Here is a 16661-nt window from a genome sequence, read left to right as displayed (position 1 = left end):
CTGGCCTCTCGCTGTGCAGTAGCGGCCATTCTGGCACAGTCCGGGGTGCCGGCCGCGCACGACTGCGGCATTCTTGACAGGCTGGGCACTTGATCTGGCGCAAAGCTGGCGATAAAAACTGCACCTACACTTGATCCCACGCAGAACAACCATAACAAGCGGGGAGAGACAGCAATGAATGAGCAAAAGGTAGCGCTGGTCACGGGTGGCATGGGCGGCCTGGGCACGGCCTTGTGCCGCCGCCTGCATGCGGCGGGCTTTGCCGTCGTGGCGGCGCATACGCCGGGCAATGCGCGGGTGGAAAGCTGGCTCGGCGAACAGCAGGCGCAGCAGTATTATTTTCATCCGCTGGCCCTCGACGTGAGCGATTTCGCTGCCTGCAGCGAGGCCGTGGCAAGCGTGCTGGCGCAGTACGGCCGCGTCGACGTGCTGGTCAATAACGCCGGCATCACGCGCGACCAGAGCATGCGCAAGATGGAATTGCCGCACTGGGCCGAAGTCATGCGCACCAATCTCGACAGCCTGTTCAACATGAGCAAGCAGGTGCTCGAACCCATGCTGGAAAAAAAATGGGGCCGCATCATCAATATCTCGTCCGTGAATGGCCAGAAGGGCGCGTTTGGCCAGTGCAACTACGCAGCCGCGAAGGCGGGCGTGCATGGCTTCAGCAAGGCGCTGGCGCTGGAAGTGGCGCGCCACGGCATCACCGTCAACACGGTCTCGCCCGGCTACCTGCGCACGCAGATGGTGACGGCCGTGCCGGCCGATATCCTGGAAACGAAGATCCTGCCGCAGATTCCCCTGGGCCGCCTGGGCGAGCCGGACGAGGTGGCGGCCCTGGTGGCTTACCTGGCGTCCGACGAGGCGGCATTCGTCACGGGCGCGAACATCGCCATCAATGGCGGACAGCACATGAGCTGATCCGGCCTGCAGCTGAATACTTAAAGTAGGGCAATGGCAGTAGAGGAGACCCGTCCACCCAGCCGGCGCACAGACGCTGGCAGCGGACGGATGGCAGTCGCTGGACAGCAAGGGGCACGGCAGCGATGCCTTGCCCTTTGTCGTTGCGCAGTCATGGTACCGAGCGCTGGGCTTTTTCCAGCCGCGTCTGGCAATCGATGCACAGGCGCGCTTCGGGGCGCGCGTTCAGGCGCGACAGCCCGATGGCTTCGCCGCAGTTGTCGCACAGGCCATAGCTGCCATCGGCAAACTTGGCCAGCGCGTGCTTGATGATGGCCAGCTGCGCCAGGTTGTGCTCGGCCGCTTCGCTGACGAGGGCGTTCAAGGTGAGTACGCTGGCATTGTCGGCCGGCGAGGCTTCGATTTCATTGAGCAGCGAGGCGCGCGCATCCGCTTCGGCCGCTTCGTTCTCGATCTGTTCCAGTAACGCCAGCTTGCGTTGCTCCAGCACGCTGCGCAAGCGCTGCAGCTGGTCTTGCGGCAATTCATTCATGGTTGTCACCCGGTAGAGGTTACTTCCATTATGGTAGTCCAAGATTGGCGGCTCTGCTTGCGCTACTACATGCGCCGCGTTTGACGCGGCGCAGGCTGGCAGCGGCCGTTCTATGCAGGCTCTTTCAGGCAGTTGACCATCCAGGCGACGCCGAACTGGTCTTTCAGCATGCCGAAGCGCTTGGCCCAGAACGTTTCCTCCAGCGGCATCTGGACCTTGCCGTCACGCGCCAGCGCGTCGAAGACCCGTTCCGCCTCTTCCGGCGTATCGACGGTCAGGCAGATCGCGCTGCCGCTCATGCCCTTGGCGCCCTCGTCGCAGCCGCCGTCCGAGCCCATCAGCATGGTGGGTCCCAATTGCACGGAGCCGTGCATGATCTTGTCATACCAGTCTTCCTTGACTTGGCCCTGGGCCGGCGAGCCCCGATATGGCATCAGGCACAGGTCCGTGCCATGCAGGTGCTGGCGGTAGTATTCCAGCGCTTGCGCGCAGTTTCCATCGAATTGCAAATACGGTTCGATACGCATATTGGCCTCCTCCGGTCATCGCCCCCGCAGGCACGATTGCCAGGCGGGGACGTCCCAGTATAGGCGCTCGCCGGCCGATTTCAATCAGTCCGGTGCCATCTCTTGCAACCGCTCACGCACCTTGCCCAGGGTGCTGAGGATGCGCTCGGGATTGCCGGCGAGGACGGCGCTGCCCAGGTGCAACAAGCTCGTCGCCAGGCTGATCCAGTGCCGCACGTCGTCGTTGCGGGCGATGCGCAGGCGCACCGTGTCGAGCAGGCCGCTGAGCTGGCGCTGCGCCGTTTCCAGGCCGGCTACCGTGTGCCCGGCGGCATCGGCATACAGCTGGTTGGCTTGCTGGCGCAAGGCCACTTCCAGGGCGAAGACGGCTTGCGCCTGGCTGTGGCTGATGCCGTCGGCGCCCTGGCTGGCGCGCTTGCGGATGGCGCGCATGACGGCGCCGTGCAGGGTGACGGCCGCCTGCGACAGGCTGTCGGCCAGTTGTTCGACGCGCATGGCGCTGCTGAGCGCCGCTTCGCGGCGTTCGCTGTTGTTGCTTCTGCTTACCGATCCGTCCATCTAGCCTCCGTGGTGGTGAGGGCGGCGGCGAGCTGGGCGTGTTGGCGCGCCAGTGCCGCCAGTTGCCGGCGCGCCAGGGTATGGCGCAAGCCAATCAGGCGGTATTCCTCGGTTTTGCTTTGCTGCATGTTTTTCGCCAGCACGGCCAGCAGGCGCTGCGGCGGCGCGTCCGCATACGCGATTTCCACGTCGAGCAAGCCGAGTACCATGTCGCGCTCGTTATCGCCGCTCTTGTCGTACAGCGCCAGCAAGCTGTCGAGCGCGGCCAGCAGGGCTTGCAGCGGCGCGTCGCCGTCGTGCAGCACTTGCGCCAGGTGCGCCTGCTGGCTGGCCGCGCCGCCCAGGCGCGACAGTTGCTGCAGCAGCAAGGTGTAGGCGCGGACATGGCGGTCGTCGATGCCGCTGCCGGGCCAGGCGCGGATGGCGGCGCCGGCGCCGGCCAGTTCGGGCTGCACGTCATACGCGTCGGCATCGGCCAGCCGCCCCAGCGCCTGCAGGTACAGGCGCACGGCCTGCGCCAGGCGCGCGACGTCGGCCTGCGCGGCGCGGCGCTGCGCATCGAGCAGGCGTTCGCGCGCGTCTTCGGCTGGCGACAGATAGGGGCGGGCGCGCTGGTAGGTGTCCACGTGGCGCTGCGACAGTTCGCTGAAGGCGGTCAAGGCAGCGGTGCCGGCGGCCAGGGCGCGCACTTGCGCCAGGTCGGTGCGCGGGCTGGCGCAACCGCACAGGACGATAGCCAGACCGAGGTGCAGGCAGAGGTTCAGGCCAAGGGCGCGGCGATGGCGGGCGGGCAGGGCGGACACGTCACCTCTCGACAGGAAATACTGTATGGAAAGGTATTGTCGTGCCGGCTTGCGCCGCCCGCCTTGTGCGCGCGCAAGCGCGCTGCGATCAGTTGCCCGCGCTGGCCGTCAATCGCTCGCGCCAGCCCAGTCCGGCAACGGTGTCGCTGGCGGGGCGGTATTCGCAGCCGACCCAGCCGGCGTAGCCGATCTGGTCGAGCAGCTTGAACAGATGGCGGTAGTTGATTTCTCCCGTGCCCGGTTCGTGGCGGCCCGGCGTATCGGCGACCTGGATGTGGCGGATCAGGGGCAGCATGGCGCGGATGGTGTTGCTCAGCTCGCCCTCCATGCGCTGCATGTGATAAATGTCGTATTGCAGGAAGATATTGCTGCGCTGGCAGTCGGCGATGATGTCGGCCGCCTGCTGGCTATGGTGCAGAAAGTAAGCGGGCATGTCATAGTGGTTGATCGGCTCGATCAGCACGTTGATGCCATGCGGACGGCAGGCGTCGGCGGCAAATTGCAGGTTGCCGATCAGGCTTTGCCGCGCCCGCTCCAGGCTCATGCCGGGCGGCACGATGCCTGACATGCAATGCAACTGTTTCGCCCCGAGCGCCAGCGCGTAGTTGAGCGCCAGCTGCACCTTGTCGCGAAATTCCTCGCCCCGGCGCGGATCGCAGGCGATGCCCCGCTCGCCGTGCTCCCAGTCGCCGGGCGGAAAATTGAAGACGGCCAGCTGCAGATGGTGGCGTTCCAGCCGCATGGCGATCTGGCGCGCCTCGACGGCATAGGGAAACAGAAATTCGACGGCATCGAAGCCCGCTTCCCTGGCGGCGGCAAAGCGGTCCAGGAAGGGCAGTTCGGTAAACATCATGCTGAGGTTGGCAGCGAAGTTCGGCATGGCAGCACGCAGGTGAGGATGATGGCTGCTATCCTAGCCCAAATTGGCAATTGGTGGCGTGCATGAAAAAACCGTTCCAGAAGCAAGTCCTGGAACGGTTTTTATTCCTGCGATACGCGCTTACCAGCGTGTATTAACGGCCGCGGCCGCCGGAGCGGTGATTGGCCGCCGAACGCGGCGCATTGCCGCTGCGGTTGCCGCCGCCACCGCCGCCCGCCGGGCCGGCGCTGCGTGGCTTGGCGCCGCTGCCGCCGGTTTTCACGCGCACCACGGCGCCGGCTGGCGCGCGGCTGTTGTTGCGGTGACCGCCGGTGCCGCTGCGCAATTGCACAGGCTGGGCGCGGGCGTTCAGGTCCGGCTCGAAGCCTTCGATGACTTCGCGCGGCAGCGTCTGCTTGATCAGCTTTTCGATGTCTTTCAACATTTCGTGCTCATCCACGCAGACCAGCGACACGGCTTCGCCCTTGGCGCCGGCACGGCCCGTGCGGCCGATACGGTGCACATAGTCTTCCGGAATGTTTGGCAAGTCGTAGTTGACGACGTGCGGCAACTGGTCGATATCGATACCGCGCGCGGCGATGTCGGTGGCGACCAGCACTTGCAAGGTGCCATCCTTGAACTCGGACAGCGCGCGCGTGCGTGCCGACTGGCTCTTGTTGCCGTGGATGGCCAGGGCGCCGATGCCGTCCGCGCCCAGTTGCTCGACCAGTTTATTGGCGCCATGCTTGGTGCGCGTAAACACCAGCACTTGCGTCCAGTTGTTCGACTTGATCAGGTAGGACAGCATCGGGTGCTTCTTGTCGCGGTCGACGGGATGGATCTTTTGCTTGATCACTTCCACGGTCGAATTGCGGCGCGCCACCTCGATCATGGCTGGCTTGTTCAGCAAGCCGTCGGCCAGGGCCTTGATCTCTTCCGAGAACGTGGCCGAGAACAGCAGGTTCTGGCGTTTCGGCGGCAGCACGGCCAGCACTTTCTTGATGTCGCGGATGAAACCCATGTCGAGCATGCGGTCGGCTTCGTCCAGGATCAGGATTTCCACCTTCGACAGATCGACCGTGCCCTGGCCCATGTGGTCCAGCAGGCGGCCCGGCGTGGCGACGAGCACGTCGACGCCGTGTTTGAGCTGCTTGATTTGCGGGTTGATGCCGACGCCGCCGAAGATCACGGTCGAGTTCAGCTTGGTGTATTTGCCGTAGGTGCGCACGCTTTCCTCGACCTGCGCGGCGAGTTCGCGCGTCGGTGCCAGGATCAGGGCGCGGATCGGGCGCGTCGAGGTGTTGCTGGTGATGGCTGCGCCATTCGCGTCAGTCGACAGGCGGTGCAGCAAGGGCAGGGTGAAGCCGGCCGTCTTGCCGGTACCGGTTTGTGCACCGGCCAGCAAGTCGCCGCCAGCCAGCACGGCGGGAATCGCCTGCGTCTGGATGGGGGTCGGCACGGTGTAGCCGTGTTCGGTAACGGCACGTACGATAGCGTCGGACAATCCGAGGGAGGAAAAGGACATGGTAACTTTATTGTGAGATCGGCCTGTCGCCATCGGGGGGCGCCAGTCGCAGGCAATCAGATTAGGGGTCGAAAGACAGCGGCAAGGGGACTGGTCATATGTGCCGCACACGCGAAGTATAACAGCCTGGCAAAAACGCGCCTGTTTTGTTTCAGCTTTGCAAGGCCGCACGTAAAGAAAAGTGAAGCAAGGGCGCGCTCCCTATTGCCGTTGTTCCCTACTATTGCCTGTAACCACTGCATGCGCGGGACTCACCGTGGCGCCGGAGTGTTCATTCCTGGAGGAATATCATGCGTATCGCCGATCTTCGCATCGCCACCCGCCTGTATGGCGGTTTCGGCACCATCGTCCTGTTGCTGGCCGGCCTGGTCACTGTCGCAACGTAGAATGTTTCGCGCTTGGCCGACGTCAATGCCATCAATACCCACACTTATCAGGTCCTCGCCGAAAACAGCGCAATCCTGGAAAGCCTGATCAATATGGAAACAGGCCAGCGCGGCTACGTGATCACGGGCGCCGAGGCGTCGCTGGAGCCGTACAAGGCGGGGCAGGCCTGGTTTGGCACGCACCTGGCCAAGGCGCGCGACATGACCAGCGATAATCCGGCCCAGCAGGAGCGCCCGGCGAAGCTCGATGCTGCCAAGCAAGCCTGGCTGGCGGGCGCGTAACATCAGCGCGCCGTTGCGCTCGGCGATCGATGTGGCCAGGCAGGTGGCGCAGGGCGACTTGACGGTGCAGATGGAGGTGCGCTCGAAGGATGGGACGGGCGAGCTGATGCCGGCATTGAAAGACATGACAAGCAGCCTGCTGCGCATCGTCACCGAAGTGCGCGGCGGTACGCAAGCCATCGCCACGGCGTCGCGCCAGATTGCCTCGGGCAATATCGACCTGTCGGCGCGCACGGAACAGCAGGCCAGTTCGTTGGAAGAGACGGCGTCATCGACGGCATCGCCTTCCAGGCGAATTTTCTCGCCCTGAAAAAACGCCGCGCCGCAAGGAAGCGAGCCCTGTTACGCGCTTGCCCGCGCGCCCGCCCGGCAGGGCGCTCCGCCCCGCGCAGGCAGGCGACGGCCAGCGCCTCGCCAAAAGTGACGAATGGGAAGAGTTCTAGCCAGGGCTGTCGCTGACGGCGCCTTGCCAGCCTAGTCGTCGATCTCCGCGACGGCGTAGTCCACGCCCTGCGCATCGAGCCAGGCGTGCACGGCGTCCAGGCCGTGCCACGGGTCCGGGCGCAGGTGCTGGCAGATGTACAGGCCGGCGTCCGTCAGCCTGGCCTCGGTGTCGGGCATGGCGGCGCCGGGCGGGCGCGGCGCCGTCGCCGCCAACTCTGGCAGCTGCGCGAGGTGCTGGCGCTGTTCCTGCGTCAGGCTGGCCGTGATCCTGAATTCAAATCCCATGTTTTTCTCCTTGATGTGCGGGCCGCTGCTGCGGCTATTTTATATCATCGAAAAAATTGCATATGGCTTGGCATTTTTTCCGTTTTTGTTTTCAAAGTATCTCGTCCATACTGCATGGCACTGGCCCGGCGCACACAGCGTGGCGCAAGGGCAGGAGCAGAAACGCCGTATAACGAGCTTTCTTTTTCATATTCAATTATTTTCACTAAGGAAAACATCATGCCTGTCGCCACCGCCCAAGCCGCACAAAAACTGCTGACCCCGAACGATCATACCCTGATCATGATCGACCACCAGTCGCAGATGGCGTTCGCCACCCGTTCCATCGACCTGGCCTTGCTGCGCAACAATGCGGCACTGGTGGCCAAGGCGGCGTGTGAATTCAAGGTGCCGACGATTTTGACGACGGTGGCCGCCACATCGTTCTCCGGCCCCATCTTCGATGAAATCCAGTCCGTCTTCCCGGAACAGGCGCCGATCGACCGCAGCAGCATGAATACCTGGGAAGATGCGCGCATCGCCGACAAGGTGAATGGCTACGGCAAGGGCAAGATCGTGCTGGCCGGCCTGTGGACGTCCGTCTGCATCGTGGGGCCAGCCCTGTCGGCGCTGGAACAGGGTTTTGAAGTCTATGTGATCGCCGACGCCAGCGGCGACGTCTCCGATGAAGCGCATGCGATGGCCATGCAGCGCATGCTGCAGGCGGGCGCGCAGCCGATGACGTCCGTGCAATACTTGCTGGAACTGCAGCGCGACTGGGCCCGTGGCGAAACCTACGACGAGACGGTGGCGACGGCCGTGGCGCACGGTGGCGGCTATGGCCTGGGCTTGATCTACGCCAAATCGATGTTCAACGCCAGCGAAGGCCATTGATTTTCACTGATGCCCCGCCGCCGCTACTTATTTGGAAATACGCAAAATGGCCGAGGCGAGGCGCGTGAAACATGGGCTCAGCTCGCTTTCGGTGGCCGCATAGCAGTACAAGCCCACGGGTTCGGCCGGCTTGCGGCAGCTGGCTTTCGCATCGGGCGCGTTGGCCAGGCAGCGCAGCAAGTCTTCGCCTTTTTCCTTGTCCGGGCCCTCGGGCTTGGTCAGCGAACTGCCCATGCCCAGGGTAAAGACGAAAATGCCTTCCTGGCGCGCCTTGGCTGCCATCGCCTCGACCAGGTTGCGCGAGGCGCGGTGCACATTCGTCCATTGCACTTGCGCCGAGGCGATGGAAGCGGTCACGACACGGGGCGTGTTGGTCACGATGGGAAATTCGCGCAGCGCCGCGTCATTATTCGCGTTATACCATGCGGGAAGCGCGGTGATCTGATTGGCGGCGCAATCGCCGTACTGCAGCGTGTCGCTCACTTTCATCCGGTACAGGCCGGCCAATGCCGGGTTTTGCAGTGTCGGAAAGGTCGCGAGCCCGCCCGCCGTCTGGCATTTGCCGCCGGCATTGGGAAAGTACGCGGAAAACGCCGCTGGCGAGCCGTCGGAAAAAAACACGATGACGCGCAGGCTGGAGCGGTTGACCTGGGCGATGTCCTTCAGCTGCTTGCGTGCCTGGAACATGCCGGCGGAAGAGTTGGTGCCGCCGACAAAGGTGAATTGATCGATCTTTCCGCCTTTCATGGTCATGCCGCTGCGGTCGAAACCGCGCTCGACCTGCCTGATCGGCACGTCGATTTGCGCTTCCGAAGCGAAGTGCAGCAAGCCGACCCGGTCGACCGTGGAATTGAATTTGTTCAGGAAGGACTTGCCCGCCGCCCGCACGGCGTCCGCATTGTTTTCCAGCGAACGCGACGTGTCCATCACCAGCACCATGTCCAGGTCCTTGCGGATGGTTTGCGCGCTGGCCGCCACGTTCAGGGTCTTGAAACCGAGTACGCCCATCAGCGAGACGGGCAGCGAGGCGGTGGCAGAAACGTCGATGGTGACGCTACCCCTGTCGAACGTGACGTCGACGGGATGGAGGGTCGGCGTCGACAGCAGGAAGTGATCCGGATAATTGATGTCAAAAAAATCCCTTGCCGACTGGCGCGCACTGGCCCGCTGTGCCTCTTCCGAGCTGCCCGCGGTGACGCCGCGCGCCGCCGCCAGGCTGGCCGCATCGACGGCCGCATTGAGCTTGGCCTTGACGAAGTAGCCGAGGGCCGAATCGATGGCCAGGCCCACGGAGGCGATCAGGACGACGGCCGACAGCGCCACCATGACCAGCACTTGCCCGCCTTGCCGCTTGTGTGGAATGCGCATCAGAATACCGTCATCGAAGTGAGGTTGGGCGCCAGCACGGGCGTCGTGCTGTTGCCAAATTTCAAGGTGCCGAACAGCATGTCGAAATGGTAGAAAGTTTCCACGGCGTAAATCAGTTCGCCATCGGCCAACTGGCTCTGCATCAATGACACCGTGGGGGCGTATTCGTCCCTGGCGATGCCGCTGCACGTGCCATTGCTCCAGCTGCCGCATTGCCACACCTGGCTGGCGGGCAGGTAGCCGCTGGCCTTCGCGCCAGCCTCCCAGCGGTACTGTTCCAGCACGATATTGCGCAAGCCGCTCTTTGCCGTGTAGCCCATGATCTTGGTGATGTAGATCATGCCGCGTCCCTTCATGTCCAGCGGCGGGGTGGTGGCCGCCAGCGCATTCATGATGCCCTGGCTGGAGGCGCTCAGGTCGGACGTGGCGCGTGCGGACAGGTTGGCGCCTTCGCGGCTGATATTGAGCAGGATGGTCTTGGCCTGGATGGCGCGCGACAGGTCGGCCAGCATGAACAGCAGCAAGGCCAGCAAGGGCAGCACGATGGCAAATTCGATGGCGGCAATGCCGCGCGCGGCACGGCGTGCCGGACGGTGGGAGCGCATCACAGGCCGCCAAAGCTTTCATTGCGCATGGTGGCGGCCACCACGAAATGCGCCTGGCCGTCGCGGAACAGGGCACGGATCAAAGGCGTGGCGAACGCCCAGCGGCAATCGACGGAAATGACGACGATATCGCCGGCCTGGCCGAACATGGCGGCGCCCACCGCATCGCTGCCGTTGACGGAGATCACGGGGCTGACCTTGTCATACATGCCCATGGAACTGTCGCGTATTTTGTGCATCACGGCCTGGTAGCGCTGCTGGTTGGCGCTGTTCGGGTCGAGGTCTTTGGCCCCCGTGACGGCATAGCGCGCGCCTTCGCGCACCGCGTGCTGCATGGTCATATTGGCAAAATAGGCCATGCTCAATTCGATGATGCCGATTATCAGCATGAGAAAGACCGGTGTGATCAGGGCCAATTCAACCAGGGTGGCGCCGCCTTGTCCGCCGGGCTTGCGGAATATGCGGGAATCGGCCTGTTTTAAACGCATGGGAATAATCCGGTTAAGTTCCGCGGTGACGAATGTCGGGCGGCTGGCATTGCGCCATTTGACTGGCGATTATTCTATATCGATTTTCAAGGGCGTGTCCGCCATTTAAATTATTACAGGTCAAGATAATCGTAATTAACTGCGCTATTTCAAACGTGCATGCTCCGTCCCGACAGGGCCGGGAGTAATATGCGCGGGTATGAAAACAGGCCTGGTGTCAGGATTGTCCTGCGTGCAGGCAAGGACTTGTTTTGCAAGATGATGCAACAAAAATGCTGCAATGTAAGCAACAGCAGCGGTGGCAGCAGCGATGGCGCGCCAGCGGCGCTCCCGCCCAGGCCACGCTGCCCATCCATCGGCACCCACCCGGCATGCGGCGACCGCTGCCCTGGGGCACGCACCGCGTTGGCGCGTGCCGGCCCAAGGCCTCTTGTGCCCCCATGACTTCTTTCCCCTGCGCGCGGCAGCAGAAGGCGCGCGCGGACGAGGCAGGCAAGCCGATTCGGATCAACAGCATTCCCCGATGGGAGTGGGCTACAAGTAAAGAGGTAAAGCATGTCAACAAACAATGTCATCCGCGTCATGCTGGTGTCGGACCACAAGACCTGGCTGTGGGGCCTGGAGCAGTTGCTCGCCGGTGCCCAGCCGGCGATGCAGGTGGTGGCCAGCTCCACCGAGATCGACAGCGCGCTGCTGCTGGCCCGGACCCTGTGTCCCGACGTCATCGTGCTGGACGCCGACCTTGGCTGCGGCGGCGCCTGCGCCATCGACTATCTGCCGCAGCTGCTCGGCAATGGCGTCTCGCGCGCATTGCTGTTCAGCGGCACGCAGGACCAGGCCGCATGCGGGCGCGCCGTGCGCAGCGGCGCGCGCGCGGTGCTGGGCAAGGAAACGTCCGTCAAGCAAATGGTCGACGCCATCGCCCGCCTGCATCGGGGCGAATTGTGCCTGGATCCTGCGCTGCTCGACAGCATGCTGGGCGTGCTGAACAAGCCGGAGGCGGCGCCCGATCCGGAAGAGCAGCGGATCGCCAGGCTGACGCTGAAGGAGCGCAAGATCGTTGCCATGATGGTGGAAGGAAATGGCGCGCTGAACCGTGCGATAGCCCAGCGCGCTTTTATCTCGGAGCAAACCTTGCGTAATCATCTGACATCGATCTACAGCAAGCTCGATGTCACCAACCGCCTGGAATTATATGTGTACGCCACCCGCAACCGGCTGGCCGAGCCCGTCCACGCGGAATGACAGTACATATGTACTGATTATAGACAAAAAATTAAGATGATTTGTACTGCGCATAAAATGACTTTTCTCTGATTCGGTTTTATGTTTGTTTATATAAAATACACGCATCAGAAATTGGCAAATAAAAACAAGGATGATGTTTTTATTTTCAGACTGTATTTTCAGTTTTTATCATGTTTGAAACTTGACCTGAAAGGGAATAATATGAATTGCATTAAAAACTTTATCGCCGAAGAAGATGGCGTGACGGCCATCGAATATGCGCTGATCGCGGCGCTGGTGGCCGCGGCGCTGGTCACGGCCGTCGGCTATTTCACCACCGGCCTCGATGGCGCCTTCAAGGCGATCGGCACCAAGCTGACGGGCGCGGCGATCTAAGGCGCCTGCCCACCGCGCTGCACCCCGGCAGGCCGCTGCCCATGCGCAGCGGCCTGCCGATTTCCCGCCCAACGATGCGCATGCCGTCATGCGCTCGGCTTGCATCAGGTACACGATGGACCCTCATTCTTTCTGGACGTTCAGCCCCGCCATGGTCTTGTGGGGGCTGCTTGCCGCGGCTGTCTGGCATGACGTGCGCCGCCGGCGCATTCCCAACCGGCTGGTGTTTTCCGGCGCCGTGCTTGGCGTGCTGCTCAACAGCCTGGCACTGCCCGGCGTGACGCCGGCCGGGCCGTGGCTGGCGCTGGGCGGCCTGGCCGTCGGCCTGGGCTTGCTGCTGCCCATGTATGTGATGAAGGCGCTGGGCGCGGGCGACGTCAAGCTGATGGCGATGGTGGGGGCTTTTCTTGGCCCGCGCCCCGCCGTGTTTGCCGTGCTGTGCAGCCTGCTCGCGGGCGGCGTGCTGGCGCTGGCCGTCGCCCTGTGCCAGGGCACGCTGCGCCAGTCCATGGCCAATGTCCGGCAATGGCTGCTGCAAGGCTGGCTGCGCGCCGCGGCAGGCGAGGTGCCGCGTGTCGGCGCGCCCGCCGTACCGGGTGGCAACTTGCCGTACGCAATCGCCATTGCCGCCGGCACCGCCATCTGGCTGGCCCTGGCGGCCGGCGGCCATGCATGACGCACCCGTCCGGAAACCCAAGTTTTACCAAGAGGAAAAATCATGAGAAATAGCCGCGTTGCGATCGTGCTGCTGCTGGCGCTGCTGATGGCGGGAGGCGCCGTGCTGGCGGCGGCGCGCTGGATGTCAGGGCAGGGCGCGCCGGCCAGCCAGACGGTGATGGTCGCGCTGGTCGATATCGGCGTGGGCGCGAAGGTGACGCCGGCCATGCTGCGCGGCATGGACTGGCCGGCGGGTGCCATGCCGCCGGGGGCGTTTGGCGAGGCCGGCGCGCTGGACGGGCGCATCACGCGCACGGCCGTCAGCAGGGGCGAGCCTGTGCTGGAAAGCAAGCTCGCGCCGCCTGGCGCCACCGGCGGCCTGTCGGCCATCGTGGCTGCCGGCAAGCGCGCCATGACCGTGCGCGTCAACGACGTGGTGGGCGTGGCCGGCTTCGCCCTGCCGGGCAATTTCGTCGACATTCTCGTGCATACGCAGGATGACCGCGCCAGGCCGGCGGGCGGCGGGCCGCTGGCCATTTCCAAGATCGTGCTCGAACGCATCCTGGTGCTGGCCGTGGCGCAGGAGTCCGGCCGCGACGACAACAAGCCCAAGGTGGTCAATGCCGTGACCCTGGAGCTGACGCCGGAGCAGGTGGAAAAGCTGGACCTGGCGCGCAGCGTGGGCAGCCTGTCGCTGGTGCTGCGCAACCAGGTCGATCCGGCACCTGTCACCACGGACGGCGCCACCAAGGAGTCGCTGCTGGAACTGAAGGCGCCGGCGGCCGCGCCGGTGCGCGCGGCGCGGCGCCAGGCGGTCCCGGCACGCGCTCCCGCGCGCGACAGCATCACCGTCATCAAGGGCATGGATACGAGCGTCCAGCAATTTTAAACATCAGCAGGCAAGCAAGGATGATCGATGAACACATTTCGTAAGCACGCCCCGGGCATGCGCCTGGTCCTGGCCCTGGGCGGCGCGGCGGCAGGCCTGGCCTGGCCGGGCATCGCCAGCGCGGCGCCGCCGGCCAGGCAGGCCGTCATGTCGCCCGTCGCGGCGCCGGCCATGTCGCTGGGTGCCGACATCGCCCGCCTGGGCGCACCCGTGCGCATCGCCGTGGGCAAGTCCACCTTGCGCAGCCTGAGCCTGCCGGTGTCGCAGATCGCCGTCAACGATCCGCGCGTGGCCGGCGCCAGGATGCTGGGTTCGTCCAGCCAGCTGTTCGTCTGGGGCCTGGCCCCGGGCAGCACCAACCTGATCCTGTGGGACCGGCAGCAGCGCCCCGTGATCGTCGACATTGAAGTCGAGATCGACGTCGAGGGCTTGCAGGCGCAGCTGGCCTATGTCTTTCCCGGCGAGCGGGCCGTCAAGGCCGGCGCGGCCGGCGGCAGCATCGTGCTGTCGGGGCAGGTGAGCGACAGCGTCAAGGCCAGCCAGATCCTCGACATGGCGCAAGCCTATGCGCAGCGCGGCACCGGCGAAGCGGCCGCGCCGGCCGACGGCGCTGCCAGCGCTGTCAATGCCGCCGCCGGCGTCAAGGTCATCAATATGCTGACGATCGCGGCGCCGCAACAGGTCATGCTGGAAGTGAAGATCGCCGAAGTGTCGAAGACCCTGGTCGACCAGCTGGGCGCCAGCGTGGGCATCAGCGGCACGCGCGGCAACTGGAGCTACGGCCTGCTGTCGAACCTGCTCAGCGGCAACCCCAGCCAGCTGGGCGCCGTGCACGGCAAGAATGGCAACGCTCTGACGCTCGATGCGCAAAAGCGCGATGGCCTGGTCAAGGTGCTGGCCGAACCGAACATCATGGCCATCAGTGGCCAGGAAGCCAGTTTCCTGGCGGGCGGCAAGATTTTCATTCCGGTCGCGCAAGACAGCACCACCAACAAGATCACGCTGGAGGAAAAGGAATTCGGCATTGCCGTCAAGTTCACTCCCACCGTGCTGGAAGGCGGACGCATCAACCTGAAGGTGGCGCCGGAAGTGTCGGAGCTGAACCGCGAAGGCATCGGCATCACCACCGGCGGGGGCACCGCCGCCAATGCGGTGCTGCCGGCCTTTACCACGCGGCGAACCACCACCACGGTGCAGCTGTTCGACGGCCAGAGTTTTGCCGTGGGCGGCTTGATCAAGAACAATGTGACGACCAATATCAAGGCCTTGCCCTTCCTGGGCGAGATTCCCGTGCTGGGCGCGCTGTTCCGCAGCAGCGATTTCCAGACCGACCGCACCGAGCTGGTGTTCATCATCACGCCGCACCTGGTCAAGCCGCTCGACGGCGACATCGTCTTGCCGACCGACACCTATGTGGCGCCCAGCCGCGGCGAGTTTTTCTTGCAAGGAAAAATGGAAGGCGCTGGCGCGCCACGGCCACGGCAGGAAGCGGCCACGCAGACAGCGCCGGCCAGCCCGGACATTCACTAGGAGCACCCGATGCAGCATTCCCTTTCCCTTTCTGTGCTGCTGGCCGCGCTGGCCGCCAGCGGCTGCGCCGCCACCCCGAACCTGGACCGGCAGTTCGGCCACAGCGTCGCGCAACTGCGCCTGCGGCAAGTGCTGTCGCCGCAGGCGGGCGCGAACCGCGACCCCGTGGCCGGCCTGGACGGCAAGGCCGCCCAGGCCGCCTACGCGGCGTATCAGAAAAGCTTTGCCGCGCCCGCCCCGCAAGCGGCCGCCTTCACCATCGGCGTCGGGGCGCGCCCGTGAGCCTGGCATCGTCACCACAGAACCAGCAAGGCATATCGTGAAAATCGCCATCCACTCCAGGGATCAAAAAACGCTGTCCGAACTGGGCCGGCTGCTGCGCAGCCGCAACCGGCTCGACGAGATCGAGGCAGGCGGCGAAACGCTCGAACCGCTGCAGGCGGCGCAGTCGCTGCCCGACGTGCTGATCTTCGACCGCCCGTCGAACGATGGCGGCGACCTGGCCGCCATCGAACGCCTCAGCAACCTGCATCCGCGCCTGGCCTTCATCGTGCTGTGCCATCAGCAGGCGCCTGAATTCCTGCTGCAGGCCATGCGCGCGGGCGTGCGCGACGTGCTGCCGTATCCCGCCGCGCCGGCCAGCCTGTATGCGGCGCTCGAACGCATCGAGGAAAAGCTGGAGCGGCGCGAGCATGGCAACGGCAAAGTGCTGGCCTTCATCTCCTGCAAGGGCGGCAGCGGTGCCACTTTCATCGCCAGCAACCTCGGTTATGCGCTGGCCGCCGGCGGCCAGCAGCGCGTTGCCCTGATCGACATGAACCTGCATTTTGGCGACGCCTCGCTCTTCGTTTCCGAGAACAAGCCGCTGGCCACGCTGTCGGACGTCACGCGCGACATCCACCGGCTCGACCCTTCGTTCCTGGGCTCGAGCATGCTGCACATCCTGCCCAATTACAGCGTGCTGGCCGCGCCCGAGGACCCGGCCCACGCCAGCGAAGTGGCGCCAGAGCACATCGACGCCATCATCCGGCAAGCCAGGCGCCAGTACGATTTCATCGTGCTCGACGTGGGCCGCAACCTCGACGCCGTCAGCGTGCGCGCGCTCGATCACGCCGACATGATCTTTCCCGTCCTGCAGGCGACCTTGCCCTACATCCGCGACGGCAAGCGCCTGCTGGGCATGTTCCGCTCGCTTGAATACGCGAAGGACAAGGTGCACATCATCGTCAACCGCCACGACAAGGGCGGCGAGATCCGCCTGCGCGACCTGGAAGCGGCGTATGGCACGGCGGTCTACCGCACCGTGCCGAATCACTACGCCTCGGCGGCGGCCTCGGTCAACCAGGGCGTGCCGATCCTGCAGCTCGACAAGGCCAGCCCGATCACCCGTTCGCTGCAGGAGTTCGCCGCCAGCCTGGCCGGCGGCGCGGCCGGCACGGCGCGCCAGGGCTGGCTGGGCCGCGTCCTGCGGCGCGCCTGATCCCCAACCCAGAACAGGAGCATTTC

22 protein-coding genes are annotated in these 16661 nt (G+C 64.5%); 11 read left to right on the top strand and 11 right to left on the bottom strand.

Features of this window, described 5'->3' with window-relative positions; all coding sequences use genetic code 11:
- Positions 1-174 precede the first annotated feature (174 nt).
- On the top strand, positions 175-921 hold the full coding sequence (phbB, locus tag AC54AF_RS11085; protein WP_496636589.1) for an acetoacetyl-CoA reductase: 747 nt from the start codon (positions 175-177) through the stop codon (positions 919-921).
- A 151-nt stretch (positions 922-1072) separates the two neighbouring features.
- Here the strand turns inward: phbB and AC54AF_RS11080 are convergent, their stop codons facing one another.
- The 6 genes from AC54AF_RS11080 to AC54AF_RS11055 form a co-directional block, all read right to left on the bottom strand.
- Positions 1073-1453, bottom strand: a complete 381-nt coding sequence (locus AC54AF_RS11080) for a TraR/DksA family transcriptional regulator (RefSeq protein WP_496636588.1) — start codon at positions 1451-1453, stop codon at positions 1073-1075.
- Positions 1454-1563: 110 nt separating this feature from the next.
- A complete protein-coding gene (locus AC54AF_RS11075) occupies positions 1564-1980 on the bottom strand; it encodes a VOC family protein (protein ID WP_496636587.1) in 417 nt (138 codons plus the stop codon).
- Positions 1981-2064: 84 nt separating this feature from the next.
- A complete protein-coding gene (locus AC54AF_RS11070; protein WP_131688004.1) occupies positions 2065-2538 on the bottom strand; it encodes a hypothetical protein in 474 nt (157 codons plus the stop codon).
- Positions 2523-3341, bottom strand: a complete 819-nt coding sequence (locus AC54AF_RS11065; protein WP_496636586.1) for a hypothetical protein — start codon at positions 3339-3341, stop codon at positions 2523-2525. The genes AC54AF_RS11070 and AC54AF_RS11065 overlap by 16 nt, the downstream gene beginning before the upstream one ends.
- A gap of 88 nt (positions 3342-3429) precedes the next feature.
- A complete protein-coding gene (otnI, locus tag AC54AF_RS11060; RefSeq protein WP_496636585.1) occupies positions 3430-4221 on the bottom strand; it encodes a 2-oxo-tetronate isomerase in 792 nt (263 codons plus the stop codon).
- Between the two features lie 133 nt (positions 4222-4354).
- Positions 4355-5725 (bottom strand): DEAD/DEAH box helicase, encoded by a 1371-nt coding sequence (locus AC54AF_RS11055; protein WP_131688001.1) that lies wholly within the window; start codon positions 5723-5725, stop codon positions 4355-4357.
- A 398-nt stretch (positions 5726-6123) separates the two neighbouring features.
- On the opposite strand from AC54AF_RS11055, the gene AC54AF_RS11050 reads away from it, so the two are divergent.
- The gene (locus AC54AF_RS11050; protein ID WP_496636584.1) at positions 6124-6393 is read left to right on the top strand and encodes a CHASE3 domain-containing protein; all 270 of its coding nucleotides are present in this window, start codon (positions 6124-6126) and stop codon (positions 6391-6393) included.
- On the top strand, positions 6359-6703 hold the full coding sequence (locus AC54AF_RS11045) for a HAMP domain-containing protein (RefSeq protein WP_496636583.1): 345 nt from the start codon (positions 6359-6361) through the stop codon (positions 6701-6703). Before AC54AF_RS11050 ends, AC54AF_RS11045 begins: the two co-directional genes overlap by 35 nt.
- Before the next feature lie 164 nt (positions 6704-6867).
- On the opposite strand, the gene AC54AF_RS11040 is transcribed toward AC54AF_RS11045, so the two are convergent.
- Complete coding sequence (locus AC54AF_RS11040; RefSeq protein WP_496636582.1) at positions 6868-7122, bottom strand: hypothetical protein; 255 nt, start codon at positions 7120-7122, stop codon at positions 6868-6870.
- A 44-nt stretch (positions 7123-7166) separates the two neighbouring features.
- Entirely contained in the window at positions 7167-7343 is a 177-nt protein-coding gene (locus AC54AF_RS11035; protein WP_496636581.1) for a hypothetical protein, read from the bottom strand.
- On the opposite strand from AC54AF_RS11035, the gene AC54AF_RS11030 reads away from it, so the two are divergent.
- Positions 7342-7995, top strand: coding sequence for a hydrolase (locus tag AC54AF_RS11030; protein ID WP_496636580.1), 654 nt, complete (start codon positions 7342-7344; stop codon positions 7993-7995). The genes AC54AF_RS11035 and AC54AF_RS11030 overlap by 2 nt on opposite strands.
- 27 nt (positions 7996-8022) lie before the next feature.
- Here the strand turns inward: AC54AF_RS11030 and AC54AF_RS11025 are convergent, their stop codons facing one another.
- From AC54AF_RS11025 to AC54AF_RS11015, 3 genes are read right to left on the bottom strand one after another with little or no spacing between them, the layout of a single operon-like run.
- Positions 8023-9363, bottom strand: coding sequence for a vWA domain-containing protein (locus tag AC54AF_RS11025; RefSeq protein ID WP_496636579.1), 1341 nt, complete (start codon positions 9361-9363; stop codon positions 8023-8025).
- Positions 9363-9968: a TadE/TadG family type IV pilus assembly protein gene (locus tag AC54AF_RS11020; protein ID WP_496636628.1), complete on the bottom strand. Its 606-nt coding sequence runs from the start codon at positions 9966-9968 to the stop codon at positions 9363-9365. The genes AC54AF_RS11025 and AC54AF_RS11020 overlap by 1 nt, the downstream gene beginning before the upstream one ends.
- Complete coding sequence (locus tag AC54AF_RS11015; RefSeq protein WP_496636578.1) at positions 9968-10456, bottom strand: TadE family protein; 489 nt, start codon at positions 10454-10456, stop codon at positions 9968-9970. The genes AC54AF_RS11020 and AC54AF_RS11015 overlap by 1 nt, the downstream gene beginning before the upstream one ends.
- A gap of 555 nt (positions 10457-11011) precedes the next feature.
- On the opposite strand from AC54AF_RS11015, the gene AC54AF_RS11010 reads away from it, so the two are divergent.
- The 7 genes from AC54AF_RS11010 (at position 11012) to AC54AF_RS10980 (ending at position 16635) form a co-directional block, all read left to right on the top strand.
- Positions 11012-11701 carry a LuxR C-terminal-related transcriptional regulator gene (locus AC54AF_RS11010; protein WP_496636577.1) on the top strand — a complete coding sequence of 230 codons (690 nt, stop codon included), beginning with the start codon at positions 11012-11014 and terminating at the stop codon, positions 11699-11701.
- Between the two features lie 204 nt (positions 11702-11905).
- Positions 11906-12079, top strand: a complete 174-nt coding sequence (locus tag AC54AF_RS11005; protein ID WP_070304077.1) for a Flp family type IVb pilin — start codon at positions 11906-11908, stop codon at positions 12077-12079.
- A 115-nt stretch (positions 12080-12194) separates the two neighbouring features.
- Entirely contained in the window at positions 12195-12755 is a 561-nt protein-coding gene (locus AC54AF_RS11000) for an A24 family peptidase (RefSeq protein ID WP_496636576.1), read from the top strand.
- A 42-nt stretch (positions 12756-12797) separates the two neighbouring features.
- Positions 12798-13625: a Flp pilus assembly protein CpaB gene (cpaB, locus tag AC54AF_RS10995; protein ID WP_131690032.1), complete on the top strand. Its 828-nt coding sequence runs from the start codon at positions 12798-12800 to the stop codon at positions 13623-13625.
- Between the two features lie 27 nt (positions 13626-13652).
- Positions 13653-15155 carry a type II and III secretion system protein family protein gene (locus tag AC54AF_RS10990; RefSeq protein WP_496636575.1) on the top strand — a complete coding sequence of 501 codons (1503 nt, stop codon included), beginning with the start codon at positions 13653-13655 and terminating at the stop codon, positions 15153-15155.
- A gap of 9 nt (positions 15156-15164) precedes the next feature.
- Positions 15165-15437 carry a pilus assembly protein gene (locus AC54AF_RS10985; RefSeq protein WP_131690030.1) on the top strand — a complete coding sequence of 91 codons (273 nt, stop codon included), beginning with the start codon at positions 15165-15167 and terminating at the stop codon, positions 15435-15437.
- Between the two features lie 37 nt (positions 15438-15474).
- Positions 15475-16635, top strand: a complete 1161-nt coding sequence (locus tag AC54AF_RS10980) for a CpaE/TadZ family protein (RefSeq protein ID WP_496636574.1) — start codon at positions 15475-15477, stop codon at positions 16633-16635.
- Positions 16636-16661: the final 26 nt, after the last annotated feature.

The organism is Janthinobacterium sp. JF4, from assembly GCF_059617925.1.
This window is presented reverse-complemented; position numbering and strand designations above follow the sequence as displayed.

Excerpts from the sequence above, each read along its gene's own strand:
- AC54AF_RS11040 (WP_496636582.1), bottom strand. The coding sequence starts at position 7,122 with ATGGGATTTGAATTCAGGATCACGGCCAGCCTGACGCAGGAACAGCGC.
- cpaB (WP_131690032.1), top strand. The coding sequence starts at position 12,798 with ATGAGAAATAGCCGCGTTGCGATCGTGCTGCTGCTGGCGCTGCTGATG.
- AC54AF_RS11080 (WP_496636588.1), bottom strand. The coding sequence starts at position 1,453 with ATGAATGAATTGCCGCAAGACCAGCTGCAGCGCTTGCGCAGCGTGCTG.
- AC54AF_RS11000 (WP_496636576.1), top strand. The coding sequence starts at position 12,195 with ATGGACCCTCATTCTTTCTGGACGTTCAGCCCCGCCATGGTCTTGTGG.
- AC54AF_RS11070 (WP_131688004.1), bottom strand. The coding sequence starts at position 2,538 with ATGGACGGATCGGTAAGCAGAAGCAACAACAGCGAACGCCGCGAAGCG.
- AC54AF_RS11010 (WP_496636577.1), top strand. The coding sequence starts at position 11,012 with ATGTCAACAAACAATGTCATCCGCGTCATGCTGGTGTCGGACCACAAG.
- AC54AF_RS11015 (WP_496636578.1), bottom strand. The coding sequence starts at position 10,456 with ATGCGTTTAAAACAGGCCGATTCCCGCATATTCCGCAAGCCCGGCGGA.
- AC54AF_RS11005 (WP_070304077.1), top strand. The coding sequence starts at position 11,906 with ATGAATTGCATTAAAAACTTTATCGCCGAAGAAGATGGCGTGACGGCC.
- AC54AF_RS10990 (WP_496636575.1), top strand. The coding sequence starts at position 13,653 with ATGAACACATTTCGTAAGCACGCCCCGGGCATGCGCCTGGTCCTGGCC.
- AC54AF_RS10985 (WP_131690030.1), top strand. The coding sequence starts at position 15,165 with ATGCAGCATTCCCTTTCCCTTTCTGTGCTGCTGGCCGCGCTGGCCGCC.
- AC54AF_RS11020 (WP_496636628.1), bottom strand. The coding sequence starts at position 9,968 with ATGCGCTCCCACCGTCCGGCACGCCGTGCCGCGCGCGGCATTGCCGCC.
- AC54AF_RS11045 (WP_496636583.1), top strand. The coding sequence starts at position 6,359 with ATGCTGCCAAGCAAGCCTGGCTGGCGGGCGCGTAACATCAGCGCGCCG.
- otnI (WP_496636585.1), bottom strand. The coding sequence starts at position 4,221 with ATGCCGAACTTCGCTGCCAACCTCAGCATGATGTTTACCGAACTGCCC.
- AC54AF_RS11025 (WP_496636579.1), bottom strand. The coding sequence starts at position 9,363 with ATGCGCATTCCACACAAGCGGCAAGGCGGGCAAGTGCTGGTCATGGTG.
- AC54AF_RS11035 (WP_496636581.1), bottom strand. The coding sequence starts at position 7,343 with ATGATGTTTTCCTTAGTGAAAATAATTGAATATGAAAAAGAAAGCTCG.
- phbB (WP_496636589.1), top strand. The coding sequence starts at position 175 with ATGAATGAGCAAAAGGTAGCGCTGGTCACGGGTGGCATGGGCGGCCTG.
- AC54AF_RS11075 (WP_496636587.1), bottom strand. The coding sequence starts at position 1,980 with ATGCGTATCGAACCGTATTTGCAATTCGATGGAAACTGCGCGCAAGCG.
- AC54AF_RS11055 (WP_131688001.1), bottom strand. The coding sequence starts at position 5,725 with ATGTCCTTTTCCTCCCTCGGATTGTCCGACGCTATCGTACGTGCCGTT.
- AC54AF_RS11030 (WP_496636580.1), top strand. The coding sequence starts at position 7,342 with ATGCCTGTCGCCACCGCCCAAGCCGCACAAAAACTGCTGACCCCGAAC.